General features: G+C 65.6%; 19 protein-coding genes. 6 read left to right on the top strand and 13 right to left on the bottom strand.

The window, feature by feature from the left end:
• Positions 1-4 precede the first annotated feature (4 nt).
• From XH93_RS30550 to XH93_RS30560, 3 genes are all read right to left on the bottom strand, one after another.
• Entirely contained in the window at positions 5-286 is a 282-nt protein-coding gene (locus XH93_RS30550; protein WP_194470310.1) for a DUF3551 domain-containing protein, read from the bottom strand.
• 33 nt (positions 287-319) lie between these two features.
• The gene (locus XH93_RS30555; protein WP_246799338.1) at positions 320-982 is read right to left on the bottom strand and encodes a hypothetical protein; all 663 of its coding nucleotides are present in this window, start codon (positions 980-982) and stop codon (positions 320-322) included.
• 164 nt (positions 983-1,146) lie between these two features.
• The gene (locus XH93_RS30560; protein ID WP_172627065.1) at positions 1,147-1,983 is read right to left on the bottom strand and encodes a metal-dependent phosphohydrolase; all 837 of its coding nucleotides are present in this window, start codon (positions 1,981-1,983) and stop codon (positions 1,147-1,149) included.
• Positions 1,984-2,243: 260 nt separating this feature from the next.
• Here XH93_RS30560 and XH93_RS30565 point away from each other — a divergent pair, with 260 nt between their 5' ends.
• The 3 genes from XH93_RS30565 (at position 2,244) to XH93_RS30575 (ending at position 4,947) form a co-directional block, all read left to right on the top strand.
• On the top strand, positions 2,244-2,459 hold the full coding sequence (locus tag XH93_RS30565) for a hypothetical protein (RefSeq protein ID WP_139485585.1): 216 nt from the start codon (positions 2,244-2,246) through the stop codon (positions 2,457-2,459).
• Positions 2,460-2,605: 146 nt separating this feature from the next.
• Positions 2,606-3,394 carry an ATP-binding cassette domain-containing protein gene (locus XH93_RS30570; protein WP_194470311.1) on the top strand — a complete coding sequence of 263 codons (789 nt, stop codon included), beginning with the start codon at positions 2,606-2,608 and terminating at the stop codon, positions 3,392-3,394.
• Positions 3,391-4,947, top strand: coding sequence for an ABC transporter permease/substrate-binding protein (locus tag XH93_RS30575; protein WP_194470312.1), 1,557 nt, complete (start codon positions 3,391-3,393; stop codon positions 4,945-4,947). The genes XH93_RS30570 and XH93_RS30575 overlap by 4 nt, the downstream gene beginning before the upstream one ends.
• A gap of 88 nt (positions 4,948-5,035) precedes the next feature.
• Here the strand turns inward: XH93_RS30575 and XH93_RS30580 are convergent, their stop codons facing one another.
• Positions 5,036-6,748: a sulfatase-like hydrolase/transferase gene (locus XH93_RS30580; protein WP_139485588.1), complete on the bottom strand. Its 1,713-nt coding sequence runs from the start codon at positions 6,746-6,748 to the stop codon at positions 5,036-5,038.
• Between the two features lie 170 nt (positions 6,749-6,918).
• Positions 6,919-7,653 carry a TetR/AcrR family transcriptional regulator gene (locus XH93_RS30585; RefSeq protein WP_194470313.1) on the bottom strand — a complete coding sequence of 245 codons (735 nt, stop codon included), beginning with the start codon at positions 7,651-7,653 and terminating at the stop codon, positions 6,919-6,921.
• Positions 7,654-7,764: 111 nt separating this feature from the next.
• On the opposite strand from XH93_RS30585, the gene XH93_RS30590 reads away from it, so the two are divergent.
• The gene (locus XH93_RS30590; RefSeq protein WP_194470314.1) at positions 7,765-8,385 is read left to right on the top strand and encodes a hypothetical protein; all 621 of its coding nucleotides are present in this window, start codon (positions 7,765-7,767) and stop codon (positions 8,383-8,385) included.
• 104 nt (positions 8,386-8,489) lie between these two features.
• Here XH93_RS30590 and XH93_RS30595 read toward each other — a convergent pair whose 3' ends face one another.
• On the bottom strand, positions 8,490-8,723 hold the full coding sequence (locus XH93_RS30595; RefSeq protein WP_139485652.1) for a hypothetical protein: 234 nt from the start codon (positions 8,721-8,723) through the stop codon (positions 8,490-8,492).
• Between the two features lie 197 nt (positions 8,724-8,920).
• Here XH93_RS30595 and XH93_RS30600 point away from each other — a divergent pair, with 197 nt between their 5' ends.
• Positions 8,921-9,961 carry an adenylate/guanylate cyclase domain-containing protein gene (locus tag XH93_RS30600; RefSeq protein WP_194470315.1) on the top strand — a complete coding sequence of 347 codons (1,041 nt, stop codon included), beginning with the start codon at positions 8,921-8,923 and terminating at the stop codon, positions 9,959-9,961.
• 148 nt (positions 9,962-10,109) lie between these two features.
• On the top strand, positions 10,110-11,216 hold the full coding sequence (locus XH93_RS30605; protein WP_194470316.1) for a DUF2336 domain-containing protein: 1,107 nt from the start codon (positions 10,110-10,112) through the stop codon (positions 11,214-11,216).
• A gap of 230 nt (positions 11,217-11,446) precedes the next feature.
• Here XH93_RS30605 and ilvC read toward each other — a convergent pair whose 3' ends face one another.
• From ilvC to XH93_RS30640, 7 genes are all read right to left on the bottom strand, one after another.
• Entirely contained in the window at positions 11,447-12,466 is a 1,020-nt protein-coding gene (gene ilvC, locus XH93_RS30610; RefSeq protein ID WP_194470317.1) for a ketol-acid reductoisomerase, read from the bottom strand.
• A 151-nt stretch (positions 12,467-12,617) separates the two neighbouring features.
• Positions 12,618-13,226 carry a LysE family translocator gene (locus XH93_RS30615; protein WP_194470318.1) on the bottom strand — a complete coding sequence of 203 codons (609 nt, stop codon included), beginning with the start codon at positions 13,224-13,226 and terminating at the stop codon, positions 12,618-12,620.
• Between the two features lie 7 nt (positions 13,227-13,233).
• Positions 13,234-14,112 (bottom strand): EamA family transporter, encoded by an 879-nt coding sequence (locus XH93_RS30620; RefSeq protein WP_194470319.1) that lies wholly within the window; start codon positions 14,110-14,112, stop codon positions 13,234-13,236.
• A gap of 43 nt (positions 14,113-14,155) precedes the next feature.
• Positions 14,156-14,851 (bottom strand): class I SAM-dependent methyltransferase, encoded by a 696-nt coding sequence (locus XH93_RS30625; protein WP_139485596.1) that lies wholly within the window; start codon positions 14,849-14,851, stop codon positions 14,156-14,158.
• A 4-nt stretch (positions 14,852-14,855) separates the two neighbouring features.
• The gene (gene ilvN / locus XH93_RS30630; protein ID WP_139485597.1) at positions 14,856-15,398 is read right to left on the bottom strand and encodes an acetolactate synthase small subunit; all 543 of its coding nucleotides are present in this window, start codon (positions 15,396-15,398) and stop codon (positions 14,856-14,858) included.
• 21 nt (positions 15,399-15,419) lie between these two features.
• Positions 15,420-16,406 carry a threonine dehydratase gene (locus XH93_RS30635; RefSeq protein ID WP_194470320.1) on the bottom strand — a complete coding sequence of 329 codons (987 nt, stop codon included), beginning with the start codon at positions 16,404-16,406 and terminating at the stop codon, positions 15,420-15,422.
• Between the two features lie 234 nt (positions 16,407-16,640).
• Positions 16,641-18,416, bottom strand: a complete 1,776-nt coding sequence (locus XH93_RS30640) for an acetolactate synthase 3 large subunit (protein WP_139485599.1) — start codon at positions 18,414-18,416, stop codon at positions 16,641-16,643.
• Between the last annotated feature and the right edge of the window lie 313 nt (positions 18,417-18,729).

Raw genomic sequence — 18,729 nt, forward strand, 5'->3', positions numbered from 1 at the left:
AGGCTCACTCATCGCGATAGCGATGCGTCCGGCGCTTCGGCGGCTTCTTCGGACCGGCGTAGAACGGATTCACCGAGCATGTCGCCGGCCGTCCCGAGGCCGTGGCCCGGCACTCCGGCAGCGAGGTAAACCTGCAATCGATGTAATCAGACGTCAGCGTGCCGCCATAAACCCGCAGGCATACCGGATAGTTCGGATCGTAGGCCTGCGCGGCGGCTGGCCCGGTGAGACCGACGCCAACGAGAAACATGCCAAGGGCGGCGATCACACAGGTGCGCAGGCGCATCGGAGTCTCCTTGTTACCGCGGGTGGCGCGCAGCTATTGCTGATCGTCCGTCTTGCCGTCGTCCTCGCCGAGACAGCGGATCACGTAGGCCGGCGTGTCACGCGGCAGGATCTGCGCGGCGCGGGCCTTGAGGCGACATTCGAGCTGGGCGATCTGCCGCGCCCGCCGCCGCTCGCTCGGCAGCGCCGACTGCCGCAACTTGCGCAGCGTCATCGGCGAGCCATCGGACTCGAAGCTCAGCTCGTAGGTCTTGCCGTTGCGGTCGGTGGCGGCACAGCTGATGCTCGACACCTGCCGCGTCACGAAGCTTCCGATCTGCCGGCACGAGCCGGTCGACATTTCGACCAGCGGCGACGGCAGCCCGTCGACCCGCGGCCGGTCCTTCGACTTCAGCAGCATGCGGTCGACCGCAAGCTCGAACAGATTGTCCTGGGTCCGCCCCACGCTCTCGCCGGAGAACGAAACGATGTGGCTGCTGTCGGCGGGATCGTCCAGCACGACGGTGAATTCGGAGCGCCCGCTCTGGGTGTGGAAATAGGCCACCGCCTTACAGGTGTAGTTGCGGCCGGCGATGTTGACGTTGCGGCAGGTGCCGGACATCAGCGCGTACATGTCGACATCGTAGACCGGGCCGGCCGCGAGCGCAGGCCAGCAGGTGATCGCAACGGCAATCAGCAGTACGAGACGGGAGATCATGCTGGATCGGTCGAAAGCACGGTCGGCAGGAAGGTTCATGGCTTCAAGGTCGCTGATTTAGATCGACTGTGCAACCGCTGAAGCAGGCCGAAATATGGTGGTCGCGCAGACCACCCGGAGAAAGAGCTGGAAGCAACGTTGAAAATCGGGAACCGGCAGCTGCGTCAGATTTGCGGACCGGACAGCGTGACCTCGCGCTCCGCGCGAAACACGTTGCTGTAGAGGTTCGCGATCCATTGACGGCCGCGCGCCGTCATGTTGAGCGAGTGGATGGCGCCCTGGATATGCGGCGCCACCATGCTCCAATAGAATTGCGGATAGCGGTCGACGATGTCGGCCGGCGATTCGTAGCCGAGCTGCCGGTTGATGCCGACCTCCTCGAACTCGTGATAGAGCGCGTTGGCTTTCCGGATGTAGTTGGGATCGCCGAGCTGCCCGATGAAATCGGCGGCGCGCACGATCGCCGCCTCGTCGTCGTATTCCTGGCCTTCCGGCGCCGGAAAGCGGGTGCCCTCGATGTTGCGCGCGACACGTTCGCGGTCGAGCGGAATGACCTGCTCGAGCCGGTCCAGAACGTAGAGCTTCGAGCGATCGACGTGATAGGGCATCAGGCCGGCGTCCGACGAGCCGCGCGGCAGCACCACCTTCTTGCCGGCCGCATCGATGACATAGCCGTCCGGTCCGTCGCCCTTCAGGACGCCGCGCACATAGCCGATGTCGTGGGTGAGGCAGGCGATGATCGTGTGGGTGTAGTCCTCTGCGGTGACATGGGTGTGCAGCATGCGGCCGCAGATGATCTGGTGCCCGGCCAGCGTGACCAGCATCGTATGCTCGACATTGTGATAGAGCGCGTCGCTGTTGCCGATACATTCCAGCGCGATGCGGGCGGCGGCCGGGAGCAGTTCGCCGAAGCGCGTCTGCGCGGCTCCGAAGGTGCGGCTCACATGCGCGGCGAGAAACTTCTCCAGGGCGCGTGCCGCCAACTCAGGTAACGTCATCATCGATGCAGCCCCGACCGCGCAACGTTCCTCGCTGGCCTCGATCTTTGGTCGTAGTTGGGCCGGGAGTATAGCGTATCCACAGACGGGCGGCTACGCACCGCCTGGTGCGGCGGTCGCTCGCCGGGCCGTACTTTCCCGGGCTTGCTCACAACGATACCGCCGCCGCTGATAGTGGCATGAACCCTGCATGAGTCGGTTTAGAAATATGAGTCGGTTCAGAAATCCTGTCAGACCGGGTTATCCCACCGATAAGGACCATCATGCTCGTTACGCTCGTCGCCATCCTCTGCAATGCTCAACTCTGTATGGAAAAGGTCGTCACAACCAGTGATCAATCCGGCATCACCATGGGGGCCTGCGCGGTCAATGCGCAAATCGGCATCGCCGATTGGCTCGCCAAGGGGCCGTATCACGATTGGCGTTTGCGCAGTTATAAGTGCATCATGGGCAAATATGTGCCCAAGAACGAAGTGTGATCCGCTCTCGGGCCTCGAAGCCAGGGGCTGATTGCGGATAGGAACTGCCCGCGAAGGCGCGCAGCGCACGCTTGCGGCTTACGTCAAAGCCCTCTTTTATGGGCTGTCGCTGTCGTCACGACGGCGAGACATGAGGTCGCCAGGAAATGCCTGCAACGCCGCTGATCGCCTACGCGCATGTCGGCAAGAGTTTTGACGCCGGCCGCGTGGTGGCGGTCGACGATGTCTCGCTCGACGTCGCCGCCGGCGAATTTCTGGCGATCGTCGGCGGCTCGGGTTCGGGCAAGACCACGCTGCTCAGGCTCGCCAACCGGCTGATCGAAGCCGATCGCGGCCGGATCGCGATCGAGGGCGAGGATGTCAGCCGCATCGATCCGATCTTGCTGCGACGCCGCATCGGCTACGTCTTCCAGAGCGGGGCCTTGTTTCCGCATCTCACCGTCGCCGGCAACATCGGCATCACGCCGCGGCTGCTGGGCTGGCCGCAGGCGGAGATCTCGGCGCAGATCGACGAACTGCTCGACCTGGTGCGGCTCGAGCGGATGCAACACCGCGACCGCATGCCGCACGAGCTGTCGGGTGGCCAGCGCCAGCGCGTCGGCGTGGCGCGTGCGCTGGCTGCGAAGCCGCGCATCGTGCTGATGGACGAGCCGTTCGGCGCGCTCGATCCCCTCACCCGCGATGCGCTGGGCGACGATTATCGCGCCCTGCACCGCGAGCTCGGCCTGACCACGATCATGATCACCCACGATATGACCGAGGCGCTGCTGCTCGCCGATCGCGTCGCGGTGATGCATGCCGGCCGGCTGCTGGCGCTGGGCACGCCGGCGGAGCTGTCGGCGAGCACCGACGCTTACGTCGGCCAGCTCTTGCGCACGCCGCGGCGCCAGGCCGAGCGGCTCGGCGCGCTGCTGCCGCGGGACGGCGCGGCATGAGCCTGTCCGCCGATCCACGCTGGGGCGAGGCGCTCAGCCACCTGGGCGACTATCTCGGCAATCACGTGCGGGTCAGCGTCGCCGCGCTGGCGCTCGGGCTGCTCATCAGCCTGCCGCTCGCGCTCATCGCCCGCAACCGGCCGGTGCTGCGCGGCGCGCTGCTCGGGCTTGCCAGCATCGTGCAGACCGTGCCCGGCCTCGCCCTGCTCGCGCTGTTCTATCCGCTGCTGCTGGCGCTCGCGGCGCTGACCGCAGCCTGGCTCGGCTTCAGCTTTTCCGCGTTCGGCTTCCTGCCGGCGGTGCTGGCGCTCGCGCTCTATTCGATGCTCCCGGTGCTGCGCAACACCATCACCGGCCTGTCGGGCGTCGACCCGGCGGTGCTGGAGGCGGCCCAGGGCGTCGGCATGACGCCGCGGCAATCGCTCACCATGGTCGAACTGCCGCTGGCGCTGCCGGTGATGATGGCGGGGATCCGCACCGCGGCAGTGTGGGTGATCGGCACCGCGACGCTGTCGACCCCGATCGGCCAGACCAGCCTCGGCAACTACATCTTCGCCGGGCTGCAGACCCAGAACTGGGTGTTCGTGCTGTTCGGCTGCATCGCCGCCGCCGTGCTCGCCCTCGTCGTCGACCAGTTGCTGGCGCTGATCGAGAACGGCCTGCGCAACCGCAGCCGGCTGCGCACCGCGCTCGGCGGGCTCGGCATCGCGGCGCTGATCGCGGCAACCCTGGTGCCGGCAATCGCCCGCCCGCAGGCGCGCTACGTGATCGGCGCCAAGACCTTCACCGAGCAATATGTGCTGTCGGCATTGGTCACGCAGCGGCTGCAGGCGGCGGGATTGCCGTCCACGACCCGCGCCGGGCTCGGCTCCAATGTGATCTTCGAGGCGCTTGCCGCCGGCGACGTCGACGTCATCATCGACTATTCCGGCACGCTGTGGGCCAACCAGTTCCACCGCACCGACGCCAAGCAGCGCACTGAGCTGCTCGGCGAGCTGAAAGAGACGCTGGCGCGGCAGAACATCACCCTGCTCGGCGAGCTCGGTTTCGAGAATGCCTATGCGCTGGTGATGCCGAAGCAGCGCGCCAACGAACTCGGCATCCATTCGATCTCCGACCTCGTGTCGCACGCGCCGGCGATGTCGATCGCCGGCGACTATGAATTCTTCTCGCGGCCGGAATGGGCCCGCGTCCAGAAGACCTACGGGCTCGCGTTCCGCACCCAGCGGCAGATGCAGCCGGATTTCATGTATGCCGCGGTCGCTGCCGGCGAGATCGACGTCATCGCCGGCTACACCAGCGACGGGCTGATCGCGAAATACGATCTGGTCGTGCTCGACGACGACCGGCACGCGATCCCGCCCTATGACGCGATCGTGCTGCTGTCGCCGAAGCGGCGCGATGACGACAAGCTGAAGGCCGCCTTGCGGCCGCTGCTCGGCAAGATCGACATCGCCGACATGCGCGAAGCAAATCTGCGGGCGTCGGGCAACGACGCGTCGTCGTCGCCCGATGCCGTGGCGCGCTGGCTTTGGGAGAAGATTGGGAAATAGCGTAGGATGAGTAGAGCGAAGCGAAACCCACGCCTATCGCCGCGCGGCGTCATGATGGGTTTCGCTTCGCTCTACCCATCCTACGGCGCTACAGTCCCTTGATCATGCCCGCGTCGATCAGCATGCGGTTGAAGCGGCGCGCCTCGGCGCCGTCCTTGCAGGAATAGAACTTGCCCTTGCAGCGGAGCATGATCGCCTTCTGCTCCTCGAACGACGGATCGAGCGGGATGCCGGCGGCCTCCTGGATCACCAGCGGCAGATAGGCGGCGTCGATCGTGTCCATCACCGCCGGGCTCTTGACCGGCTCGAAGTTGATGGCGTCGATCGCGTAATAGGTCGCGTAATAGCGCGGATCGTAATCCATCAGCTTCTTGCCGATGCCGGCCTCGTCAAGCTCGGGGTCGAGCAGCTGCGGCGAGAATTCCGGCTGGTGGTCGCCATAGCGCACGATCAGGAACGGCTGCGCCGGAAACTTCTTCTTCAACGCCGCGACGAAGCTCGCATAGTCGTTGGCGCTCATCGCCTGCCGGCGCAGATATTCGTCGATCGACGGCACGTTGCCCGGCCGCTTCCAGGCGGGCAGCATGTCGGGGCGGAAGGTCGTCTCCCACGGAAAATGATTGGCGGCGAGATAGACGAAGGCGAACAGCGGTGTGCCCGGCCGCTCCCGCTCCGTCATCAGCTTCACCGCCTTGTCGTAGAAGAAGCTGTCGGGCTCGACGTCTTTCGCATGCAGATCATGCGCGTCGTAGAAGTGCTGAATGCCCGTGGTGGCCTGGAAGCCGCGCGCGCCCATGAAGCCGCCGAAGGCCGGATAGAGCGAGAGCGTGTCGTAGCCGCAGCGGCGCAGCGACAGCGGCAGGCCGCGCTCGACCCTGCCGGAGGCGATGCGGGTGACGAAATAGGCGAAGCGGCCGAACGAGCGCGACGACAGCCCCGCGAGCACGTTGTACTCGGTGAACCAGCTCGGCCCGCCATTGCTCTCGGCGAGGAATTTGCGCGCCACGCCATCATAGGACTTGAACTGGCTGCCATAGCCCGGCGGCACCCTGACGCCGGCGGCGGCGCGGATGTCGAAGCTCGACTCGTCATGGATCATGATGATGTTCGGGCGCCGGCCTGCGGGATGGCAGGCATCGACCAGCGGCACCTTCAACGTCTCGCTCGAGGCCGGGTCCGACTCCATGAAGCCGTGCGCGATGAAATCGGACACCGTGGTGACGCCGGAGCGCGCGAATTTCGACAGATAGCCGTCGTCGTAATAGCCGCGCCAGGCTTCATCCGGCCAGGCAAAGGCATAACCGGAGAGCGCCGCGGTGCAGGCAAGGCAGGCGGCCGCCGCCGGCAGCCGGCGGATGCGGAACGGATCGAGCCACCACAGCGCGTACATCAACGGCAGCGTGACGAGGCCGGTGCCGATGATCGACCAGCGCAGATTCGGGAAGATCGTGAGCAGGAACGCCGCGGTGTCGCGGTCGATCACCATCAGGTCGACGAAGTTCGCGGTCATCTGCACCACGTCGTGCTTGAAGCGCGACAGCAGCACCACGATCACGGTCAACGTCAGCGACAGCGCGCCCGACAGCGCCGGCCTGCGCAGCAGGGCGATGAACAGGAAGTTCATGATGCCCCAGGTCAGCAGGAAGCAGAGCCGCGAGCCGAAATCGGTCTCGGTCCGCAGCATCACGATCAGCGCGCCGAGATGCGGCGCGGCGACCGCCATCAGCCGCCAGATGCCGATCGCGGCGAGGCCGCCGGCCAGCGCGGCAACGGAGGAGTTCTGCTGAGGCGCGGGCGCCATGGGCGGGACGCAATACAACCCGGCGCAATGCAACGGCCTTGGGCTGGCAACGGCCAGGAGGCACACCGCACAGCCGGTATCTGTGCCGCGTCATAAAACCGTAATTGAATCGTCATGAACGCGCAATGAATTTGCCGCTGCGAATTCGGAGTACTCAGCTGCTGCGCGGCTTAGCCTTTCGCAGCAGGCGCGCGCCGGGCGATCCCGGCGATGAAGAGATCGACGATGCTGGCGGCCATCGCCTCGGCCTCCGCGTCGCTGACGCCCCAGCGCGGCAGATGGCCGTCGATATGCATCCGCGCAAAACCATAGACCAGCGCACGGCCGGCGATCTGGACCTGCTTCAGATCGTGCGCCCCGAGCTGGCCGGCCGAATGCGCATCCGCGAGCGTGCGCGCGGTGAGCGCGATCAGTTCGGCATGGTCGCCGGAGACCTCGGCCGAGCGATCGTGGTCGAAAAAGCGGCGGCTGGAGATGATCTCGAAATGGGTCGGGTTCCGCATCGCCCAGCGCAGATAGGCGATCCCGAGGCAGCGGAAGCGGCCTAGCGGATCGCCCGGCGCCGCACCGGCCAGCGCCGCCTCGATCTCGGCGCGGAAGCGGCGTTGCGCCTCCTCCGCCACTGCGTTCATCAGGGCGTCCCGGCTCGGGAAATGCCGGAACGGCGCCCCCGGCGATACCCCAGCACGGCGGGCGGCCTCGCGGACGCTGACCGCGTCCGGCCCGCCCTCGCCGACCAATTGCATCGCGGCCTCGATCAGGACCCGCCGAAGGTCGCCATGGTGATAGGGCCGGGCCGCCGGCGGAGGGGCCGCAGCCGCACGCGGCTTGGGCGATCGACGTTTGGCGAGCGAGCTCTTGGCAGGCGGGTTCTTGGCAGGCGGGTTCTTGTCGGGGCGACGCATGCCGGATGCTCTAGCATCACCGGCTTGTGAATGTAAGCGCTGATTACACGGATTGACCGCAAGTCGCCCCACTATGTAACTGGCGATTACATTAAAGACGGGAGGCAGCACATGGCGAAGCATCAAGACTGGTTCGAGGGCTGGCGGCTGTTCGCCCTGCTGGCGCTGACCCTGATCGGGCTTTCGATCTGGATCGCCGGGATGCGGCAATTCGAGGTCGAGGGCGTGCGGATGGTGATCCGCTTCACGGCGCGCACCTCGCTGCTGTTGTTCTGCCTCGCCTTCTCCGCCGCGGCGCTGGCGCGGCTCTGGCCGAACGCCTGGACGCGCTGGCAGCGCCGCAACCGCCGCTATCTCGGCGTCAGTTTTGCGGCCTCGCACGCCATCCATGCCGTCGCGATCGGCTGCTTCGCGGTGCTCGATCCGATCGGCTTCGCGGACGCCACCTCGGTCGTGTCCTACATCTTCGGCGGCATCGGCTATGCCCTCATCATCGCGCTGACCGCGACCTCGTTCGACCGCACCGCGGCGATGCTCGGCCCGCGCGCCTGGCGCGCGCTGCATCTTGTCGGCGGCTATTATCTGCTGGCGCAGTTTGCGGTGTCGTTCGGCAAGCGCATCCCCGAGATGCCGCTGTACGCGCTGTTCCTGATCCCGCTCGCCGCCGTATTCGCGCTGCGGATGATCAGCATGGCCCAGCGATCCGCGCCGCGCCCGGTGCGAGCCGGCTAGGGCATGATCCGGAAAAGTGTGAAGCGGTTTTCCGAAAAGATCATGCTCAAGAAAAAGAACTAAAGCGCGATGATGGCTCAACCCAATCTCATCGCGCTTTAGCGCTACACCAGGCGGAATTTGCGGCCCAGCTGGCGATGCACCGACAGGACGCCGCGGTCGACATCGCTGATCAGGCTGTCGCCCAGCACGACATTCGGGATCTCCCAGTTGCGGCCGATCCGCACATCCGGCAGCGCGACCACGACAGGCACGCGCGCCGTTTCGCATCCCGGCTGGGCGCGCAATGCATCCTCCGCAAGGCGGGTCAGTTCATCCTGGTTTTTCGCATCGATCATGGGGGCCGGCGTGCCACCGGAAGATGGCTCACTGATGGCCAAGAGGTTCCCGTTCCCCGGTCCAGCGATCAGGTCGGCGTAGTCGGACCGCCCACGAGCGCAATGGCATGCAAGCCCGGCCGATCGCAAGACCAAGGGGGGCGCGGCGGCTGGCCATCCCGCCCCGCGCGGGATATCTCAGACAGTGTGGAGGGATCATGCGGCGCTCGCTGATGCCTGCGGTCGTTCTGGCGGTGTTCGGCCTGCTCGCCGGCGGGCTGTTTCGCTATGTCTTCGACCAATCCGACGAAGCATCAGTCGCGAATTATCTGCGCAGCGCGCTCGAAGGCGCCGCCATCAGCCTGATCATCTGGAGCACGCATCTCTATCTGACCGCGCGCGGCGCGTGGCTGCGGCGGCGGCCGCTGATCGTCGATCTGCTCGCCCGCTCCGTCATCCTGGCCGTCGTCGTCGCTGTCGCCGCGATGGTGCTGGAGGTCGTTCTGTACGGGCATGGCCTCGAGGCGAAGTGGATCCGCGAGACGTTTCTCAAGATCATCGGCGTCTCCCTGCTGTTGTCGATCCCGATCACGACGATCTACGAGCTGGTGCGGATGATCGGCGGCCGCACACTGTTCAACGTCGCGCTTGGACGCTACCGCCAGCCGTTGCGCGAGGAGCGCGTGCTGCTGTTTCTCGACCTGGTCGGCTCCACGACAGTCGCCGAAGCCGTGGGTGAATTGCGCGTGCAGGAGCTGCTGACCCGCTTCTTCTTCGACATCGACGAAGCGATCGTGGCGCATGGCGGCGAGGTTCATGCCTATGTCGGCGACGAGGTGATCGTGACCTGGCTGGTCGACACCGGGCGGCCGTCGCGGCGCTGGCTCGACTGCGTGTTTGCGATCGAAGACCGCCTGGCCCAACGCGCCGACCACTACCGCAAGGAATTCGGCATGGTGCCGGCGTTTCGCGCCGGGATCCATGCCGGTCCTGTCGTCGTCGGCGAATGCGGGGATTCACGGCGGCAGATCGCCTATTTCGGCGACACCATGAACGTCACGGCGCGGTTGCAGCAGCACTGCAAGCAGGCGGACCGGCCGCTGTTGATCTCGGGCGAGCTGCGCCGCCTGCTTCCTCAAGCCGACGACCTCGTCATCGAGCCGCTCGGCGCGACCCAGCTGCGCGGGCGTGCCGCGCCGGTCGAAGTCTTCGCGGTCGCGCGCGCCGCCGCCGTGCTGAAGAAATCCTTAAAGTTGTGAAAACGCGAATTGAATCGGGTCCGGTCGCGGCCTGTTAAGGATGCATTGCACCCGTATTTGCCACGGGTTTCGGCTTAACACAGGCGTAACATCACATGTTGCATCGTGATCGCAGGTGTCATCCAACAAACAACAAGGTTGCCCATCAATGGCGCAACAGGCGTCAGAATCGATTATTGCCGAACTCGAAGATGCGGTCCGGGACGGGACCTCGGCCAGGCGCGTGCAGACGCTGCGCCGGGTCACCGACCTGTTCCTGAACGATGGCGACCGGCTCAACGATGAGCAGGTCAAGGTGTTCGACGACGTGCTCTGCCTCCTGGTCGCGCGCGTCGAGACGCGGGCGCGGGCCGAGCTGTCCAAGCGGCTTGCGCCGCTCGACTACGCACCATTCGAGGTGGTCCAATATCTCGCCTGGGACGACGATATCAGCGTCGCCGGCGAGGTGCTGACCCATTCCAGCCGCCTCAGCCCGGAGGCGCTGCGCGAGATCGCCAGCACCAAGGGACAGGATCATCTGTTTGCGATCTCGGCGCGCGAGAACCTGCCCGAGGTCGTCACCGACGTGATCATCGGCCGCGGTGAGGACCGGGTGATCCGGCGGCTCGCCAAGAACGCCAGCGCCCAGTTCTCCGACGACGGCTATTCCAACATCGTCGCCCGCGCCGAGCAGGACGACGAGCTGGTTGAGATCCTCGGGCTGCGGCTCGACCTTCCGGCCAAGCTGCTGCATGACCTGCTGGCCCGCGCCAAGGCCACGGTGCGCGCCCGCCTGCTCGCGATCGCGCCGCCCGCGGTGCGCGACGATATCCGCCAGGTGCTCGACCACATCGCCGAGCAGGAGGCCGCCACCCCGCGCCGCAATTACGGAATCGCGGAAGAGTATGTGAAGCTGATGAAGCAGCTCAACGAGCTCGACGACGCGGCGGTCTACAAATTCGCCGAGGCCGGCAAGTTCGACGAGGTCACGGTGGCGCTCGCCGTGCTCAACGATATGCCGATCGTGATGGTGGAACGCCTGATGCTCGGCATGCGCTCGGACCTGATCCTGATCCCGTGCCGGTCGGCGCGGCTGAACTGGCCGACGGTGGAATCCATCCTGCGCAGGCGGCCGCTGCCGCATCCGCTCGACGAGGCGACGCTGGAGATCGCGCAGCGCGACTACCGGCGGCTGTCGCTGGAGACCGCGCAGCGCACCGTGCGGTTCTGGCAGCTGCACAACCGGCTCGAGAAGCAGCCGGCGGCGGTGGGGTAGCCTCCGGCGTCGTACATCCCCGTCATTGCGAGCGAAGCGAAGCAATCCATGTCTCCGCTTGCCGCACGATGGATTGCTTCGCGGAGCTTGTCATCGGGCGCGCATTCGCGCGACCCGTTGGCTCGCAATGACGACGGTGGACCGCACGGTGGGCACGGCTCAGCGTGCCCACCCGCAGTGTCGTGCTCGCGAAGGTGGGCACGCTTGCGCTTTGCCCACCCTGCGCAGTCTTAGTTCTTCGACTTGTCGACCAGCGCGCCCTTCTTGATCCAGGGCATCATGTCGCGCAGCTTCTCGCCGACCTGCTCGATCGGGTGCGCGGCGAGCTTGGCGCGGGTCGCCTTGAACGAGGTCTGGTTGACCTTGTTCTCCAGCATCCAGTCGCGGGCGAACTTGCCGGACTGGATGTCGTTCAGGACGCGCTTCATCTCCTTCTTGGTCTCTTCGGTGACGATGCGCGGACCGGTGACGTACTCGCCGTATTCGGCGGTGTTGGAGATCGAGTAGTTCATGTTGGCGATGCCGCCTTCATAGATCAGGTCGACGATCAGCTTCACCTCGTGCAGGCACTCGAAATAGGCCATCTCGGGCGCGTAGCCGGCCTCGACCAGGGTCTCGTAACCGCCCTTGATCAGTTCCACCAGGCCGCCGCAGAGCACCACCTGCTCGCCGAACAGGTCGGTCTCGCACTCTTCCTTGAAGGTGGTCTCGATGATGCCGGCGCGGCCGCCGCCGATCGCCGAGGCGTAGCTGAGGCCGAGGTCATGGGCATTGCCGGAGGAATCCTTGGCGATCGCGATCAGGCAGGGCACGCCGCCGCCGCGCTGATATTCCGAGCGCACGGTATGGCCCGGGCCCTTCGGCGCGATCATCAGCACGTCGAGGTCGGCGCGCGGGTCGAGCAGGTTGAAGTGCACGTTAAGGCCGTGGGCGAACACCAGCGCCGCGCCCTTCTTCATGTTGTCGTGCAGATGCTCGCGATAGATATCGCCCTGCAGTTCGTCCGGGGTCAGCATCATGACGAGGTCAGCCCATTTGGCGGCCTCGGCGACTTCCATCACTTTGAAGCCGGCGTTCTCGGCCTTCTTGGCCGAGGCCGAGCCCTTGCGCAGCGCGATCGCGACTTCCTTGACACCGGAATCCTTCAGGTTGAGCGCATGGGCGTGGCCCTGGCTGCCATAGCCGACGATGGCGACCTTCTTGCCCTTGATCAGGTTCAGGTCGGCATCGCGATCGTAGTAAACTCGCATCGTGGTTTCCTCGTTTGCAGGGGGCCGAACATCGGCCGATGGATCAGGCTTTCGGAAGGACAGAACCGCCGGACGCCCGCGAATTTCCGGCGTTGTCTAGAGCATTTTCCCCGTCAGGGGAAACCCCCATCTCGCATGGCGCGGTGCGGCATCATGCGTCCATGAAGACCGGGTAGAGCGAGGCCAGGAGCAGGATGGCCATCGCCACATTGAAGATCCGGATCGCCAGGTGCGAGGTCAGGATCGGCCGCAGCGCGGTGCCGAACAGCGCCCAGACCGTGCAGGACACCGTGCCCAGCAGCAGGCTGAGGCCGACCTGGATCGCGATATTCCAGGGAAATGTGGCAATCGCGGCATAGGCGGTGATGGTGCCGATCACCATCACCCAGCCCTTGGCGTTGATCCACTGGAACATGGCCGCGCCCCAGAACGTCATCGGGCCGCGGCCCGCCTTCTCGTCCTTGTCCGCCGAGGGCGGCTCGGCCATGGCGATGATGGCGGCCAGATAGATCAGATAGGCGACGCCGCCATATTTGAGGATCGTCTGCAGCACCGGATAGGCGAGGAAGATGGTGCCGAGCCCGACGCCGACCGCGCCGACCATGAAGGCGAAGCCGACCGTGATGCCGGCGATATGCGGCAGCGTACGGCGGAAGCCGTAGGTCAGGCCGGACGACAGCAGCATGATGTTGTTGGGGCCCGGGGTGAAGAACATCACGACGGCGAACACGACAAAGGCGAACAGCAACGAACTGGACATGGTGCCCTCACGCGACTTTCGGCAGAACTTTAGGCCGCTTCGACAGCAGCATGACGGCGATGCCGGCGATCACCGTGATCATGCCGGCCAGCCGCAGCGGCCCGAATTTTTCGCCAAACACGATGCTCGAGGCCGCCGAGCCGACAAACGGCACCAGCAGCGCGAACGGCACCACCTGTGCGGCCGGGTAGTCCCGCAGCAGCCGGCCCCACAGCCAGTAGGCGATGCTGGTCGAGATGGTGCCGACGAACAGCATCGAGACGATGCCGGCCGGTGACAGATGCCACAGCGCCTGCCCCAGCGGCAGCGGTCCCAGGGTGACGAATGACAGGACGAACAACGGCACCGCCGCGCAAAGGCACAGCCAGGCGAACAGGTCGAACATGCGCGCGCCCTGCGCCGGCCGCAGCAGCAGGTTTCCGATCGCGAACGAGATCGGTGAGATCATCAGGATGGCAAAGGCGGTGACGCTGAAATCGTAGCCGACCGTGCCGCAGATCATCATGAGGCCGGCCGTGGCGATCGCGATGCCGACTGTCTGCATCCGCGACGGCATTTCGCTGAACAGCACCGCCGCAAAGCCGATGGTGAACAGCGCCTGGCTCTGCACGATCACGCTGGTGAGCCCGACCGGCACGCCGTGCGCGATGGCGACCGACTGCGCCAGGAACTGGCCGAGAAACAGTGTGAAGCTGATAGCGATCAGGAGCGGCCACGAGACCTGGGCCGGCTTGCGCAGGAACAGGCACGGCACCGCCGCGATGCCAAAGCGCAGCGCAGTCATCAATTCCGGCGGCAGCTCATCGAGCGCGATCCGGCTTGCGACGAACGCAAGCCCCCAGATCACCGCGACCATGACGGCGATGCCAACATCGGCCGGCTTCATTGTTGTTCTTCTTTTGCTTCCGTTTCGCTTCTGGCGTCGGCGTCTAGATCTGTTCGTCCGGCTTCGGTTTGCGCAGCAAGTAGGTGCCGTGCAGCGGCGCGTGATAGTCGGCCGAGACCAGCGTGAAGCCGGTCTCGGTCAGCATGCGCTCCATCACCCAGCCGAAGGTAGAGTATTCGTCGCGCATGTGGGTCATCACGCTGTCGCGCTCGAAATCGTGGTTCTTGATCGAGAAATCCGCCCAGCCCTCGACGTCGCGCTCGACGCCGTCGGGCATGCTGACGAACACCATGTCGCGCAGATAGAAGTTGGCGCCCGGCTTCAGCGCGTTGAAGATCCGCGACATCGCCACCGCCTTCCAGAAGTCCGGCAAGTGGTGCAGCGTGAACTCGCTGACGATCAAATCATACGAATTCGCCTGATAGGCGAAGGACAAGAGCCCGGCCGGCTGGGTGCGGATGTTCGCCTTGCGGTCGCGTGCGTAAATCTCGGCGAGCCCGAGCATCGCCGGCGAGATGTCGATGGCGTCGACTTCGGCGCCCATCAAGGCGGCCTCGGTCGCCAGCACACCGTTGCCGCAACCGATGTCGGCGACCCGCCAGCCCGGCTTGACGCCGAGCGTGGTCAGCGCCTGGCGGGCGCGGGCATCGCTGTCCTCGGTGACGTCATAGATCGAGGCCACCGCGGTATCGAGCCCGACCCGCCGCCGTTGGGTGTAGTACCAGTCGCGCGCCAACATGATTTCACATCCCTTCCGGCCCGCGCGTGATCGCGGCCACCCCGGTTCGTGACACCTCGACCAGCCCCAGCGGGCGCATCAGGTCGATGAACTGATTGATCTTGGACGAATTGCCTGTGATCTCGAACACGAAGCTCTCGGTCGTGGCGTCGATCACCCGGGCGCGGAACGCATCGGCCAGCCGCAGCGCCTCGACGCGGTGGTCGCCGGTGCCGCGCACCTTGACCATCGCGAGCTCGCGCTCGATCGCCTGCCCCGTCAGCGTCATGTCGACGACGCGGTAGACCGGGATCATGCGATCGAGCTGATGCTTGATCTGCTGGATCACCATCGGCGTGCCCGTGGTGACGATGGTGATGCGCGAGAGATGTTTCTGGCTCTCGGTCTCCGAGACGGTGAGACTATCGATGTTGTAGCCGCGGCCGGAGAACAAGCCGATCACGCGGGCGAGCACGCCGGGCTCGTTCTGCACGAGCACGGACAGCGTGTGCGTCTCGTTGGGATCGTGGCGCTCTTCCAGGAAGTAGGCGGATGCGGGCTGGTTCATTGTCGTCCCCTTGGATTCTTCTCACGCCACCGCGCGCTGCACGGCCGGCGCGGCCTCCGTCCCGATCCATGACCGGAACAGATCGAAATCGATATTGCCGCCGCTCAGGATCAGGCCGACCCGCTTGCCGGCGAGCCTGGCTTTTTCCTGCAGCGCGGCAGCGAGCGCCGCAGCACCGGCGCCTTCGGCGAGATTGTGGGTATCGGTCCAGTAGGCGCGGATCGCGTCAGCGACCTCGTCGTCGGTGACCTGCACGATGCGCGAGGCGCCCTTGCGGATCAGCGCCAACGCTTCGGGATCGGGAATCCGCGTCGCCATGCCATCGGCCCGGGTGTTGCTGGTCTCGGTGGTGACGATCTTGCCTGACGCAAATGACAACGCGTAGGACGGCGCCTCGGTCGACTGCACGCCGACGATCTCGGTCTTCAGTCCGAGCAGGTCGCGCGCCATGATGCAGCCGCAGATGCCGGAGCCCTGCCCGATCGGCACATAGAGCGTGTCGAGGTCCGCCGTCGCGCGGAACAGCTCGAGCGCGTAGGTCGCAACCCCCAGCACCAGGTCCGGGTGGAATGACGGCACCATGTGCAGCCCGGCGAACTGGGCGCGGCGCTCGGCCTCTTCCCGGGCGGCCTGAAAATCCTCGCCGTGCACGACCAGCTCGGCGCCGAACGCGCGCATGGCGCGGTTCTTCTCGACCGAGTTGCCGCGCGGCACATAGATCACCGCCGGCACGCCGTGGCGGCCGGCGGCATAGGCGAGGCTCTGGCCGTGATTGCCCCGGGTCGCCGAGATGATGCCGGGCACGTCGGGGCGCTCGCGCTTCAGCCGCTCGAGATAGACCAGGCCGCCGCGCACCTTGAAGGCACCGATCGGCGTGTGGTTCTCATGCTTGACCACGACGGAGGTGCCGAGCCGCTCCGCCAGCAGCGGCCAAGCATGCGCCGGTGTCGGCGGCACCGCGGTGCCGACGATCCGGTGGGCGCGTTCGAGCTCGTTGAGATCAAACATGTCGGCCGAACTCCATCCGCGCACGCGATAAGCTCCTCCCTCGCCCCGCTTGCGGGGCCGAGACGAGCTTCGCTCGCTCTGAGAGGGTTGGGGTGAGGGGGAGCCTCCGCAGGGTCGGTGGGAGACGGACTCGCGGAGCCTCCCCCTCACCCGGATTGCGCTGACGCGCAATCCGACCTCTCCCCGCAAGCGGGGCGAGGTGAAGAGCGAGCGCTCGTCGACTGTCCCCCATCGTCACACCAGCGCCTTGCCGGCAGCGAAAGCGTTGGCGGTGGCCTCGCTGGTCGCCTCTTCCGGCAGCAGCATCTCGTTGTGTGCCTTGCCCGACGGGATCATCGGGAAGCAGTTTTCCAGTGCCGCGACGCGGCAATCGAACAGCACCGGGCGCTTGATCGAGATCATCTCCTTGATCGCGCCGTCGAGATCGGCCGGCTTGGACGCCCGCAGCCCGACGCAGCCATAGGCGTCGGCGAGCTTGACGAAGTCAGGCAGCGCCTCCGAGTAGGAATGCGACAGACGGTTGCCGTGCAGCAGCTGTTGCCACTGCCGCACCATGCCCATGTACTGGTTGTTCAGGATGAAGATCTTGATCGGCAGCTCGAACTGCACTGCCGTCGACATCTCCTGGATCGTCATCTGCACCGAGGCGTCGCCGGCGATGTCGATCACCAAGCTATCCGGGTGCGCGACCTGCACGCCGACTGCGGCCGGCAGGCCGTAGCCCATGGTGCCGAGGCCGCCCGAGGTCATCCAGCGATGCGGCTCCTCGAAGCCGTAGAACTGCGCCGCCCACATCTGGTGCTGGCCGACTTCGGTCGTGATGTAGGTGTCCTTGCCACGGGTCAGCTCGAACAGCCGCTGAATGGCATATTGCGGCAGGATGATATCGTTGTTCTTCTTGTAGGACAGCGAGTTGCGCGCGCGCCATTGCGCGATCTGCTGCCACCACGACTTGATGTCGGGCTTCTTGGCCTCCGCCTTGAACACCTGCAGGAGGTCGCCGAGCACGTTGGCGGCGTCGCCGATGATCGGCACGTCGACGCGAATGTTCTTGTTGATCGAGGACGGATCGATGTCGATATGGATCTTCTTCGAGTTCGGCGAGAACGCGTCGGTGCGGCCGGTGATGCGGTCGTCGAAGCGCGCGCCGACGCACAGCATGACGTCGCAATCATGCATGGTCATGTTGGCTTCGTAAGTGCCGTGCATGCCGAGCATGCCGAGCCAGTTCGGCCCCGAGGCCGGATAGGCGCCGAGCCCCATCAGCGTCGAGGTGATCGGGAAGCCGGTGGCCTCGACGAACTGACGCAGCAGCTTCGAGGCTTCCGGGCCGGCATTGATCACGCCGCCGCCGGAATAGATCACGGGGCGTTTGGCGTTGGCGAGCAGCGCCACCGCCTTGCGGATCTGCATCGCATCGCCCTTGACGCGCGGCGTGTAGGAGACATGCACGTCGGACTTGCGCGGCGGATGATAGGTGCCGGTCGCGAACTGCACGTCCTTCGGCACGTCGACCACGACCGGGCCGGGCCGGCCGGTGGTGGCGACATAGAATGCCTCGTGCAGCACCCTGGCGAGGTCGTTGACGTCGCGCACCAGCCAGTTGTGCTTGGTGGCGGGCCGCGTGATGCCGACGGTGTCGCATTCCTGGAAGGCGTCATTGCCGATCAGGTGCGTCGGCACCTGGCCGGTGATGCAGACCAGCGGGATCGAGTCCATCAGCGCATCGGTCAGCGGCGTCACCATGTTGGTAGCGCCGGGGCCCGAGGTCACCAGCACCACGCCGGGCTTGCCGGTCGAGCGCGCATAGCCCTCGGCGGCGTGGCCGGCGCCCTGCTCATGGCGGACCAGGATGTGCTCGACCTCGCTCTGCTGGAAAATCTCGTCATAGATCGGAAGCACCGCGCCGCCGGGATAGCCGAAGACATGCAGCACGCCGTGATCGATGAGCGCGCGCACGATCATCGCGGCGCCGGTCATCTGATTGGGATCGTGGCTCTTGTCGGTCATGGCTCACTCCGGATGCGCCTGGCTTGGCGCGGTTTTCTTGCAAGCTTGCTTCGGGAAATAAAAAAGGGCCCCAGAGGCCCCATGCACACCGCCTGAATTTGGATGGCCGCTAGCCATCCCCGGCGGTGTGCCTGGGTACGACGGCGATAAGCAGTTTGGTAATAATGTTGCGCATGCGGCTGCTCGGGCTTCCCAAAGGTTGCGCGAAACATAGCGGCCAAAGCCCGAATGTCAAGGCAAGGCAAGCATTTTCGCGGCTTTTTGGAGTGTAACGGGGTTCCGGCCGTTCGGCGAGTGTTTTTGCGTGGCAAAA

It is taken from the genome of Bradyrhizobium sp. CCBAU 51753 (assembly GCF_015291565.1).
Lineage (GTDB): Bacteria > Pseudomonadota > Alphaproteobacteria > Rhizobiales > Xanthobacteraceae > Bradyrhizobium > Bradyrhizobium ivorense.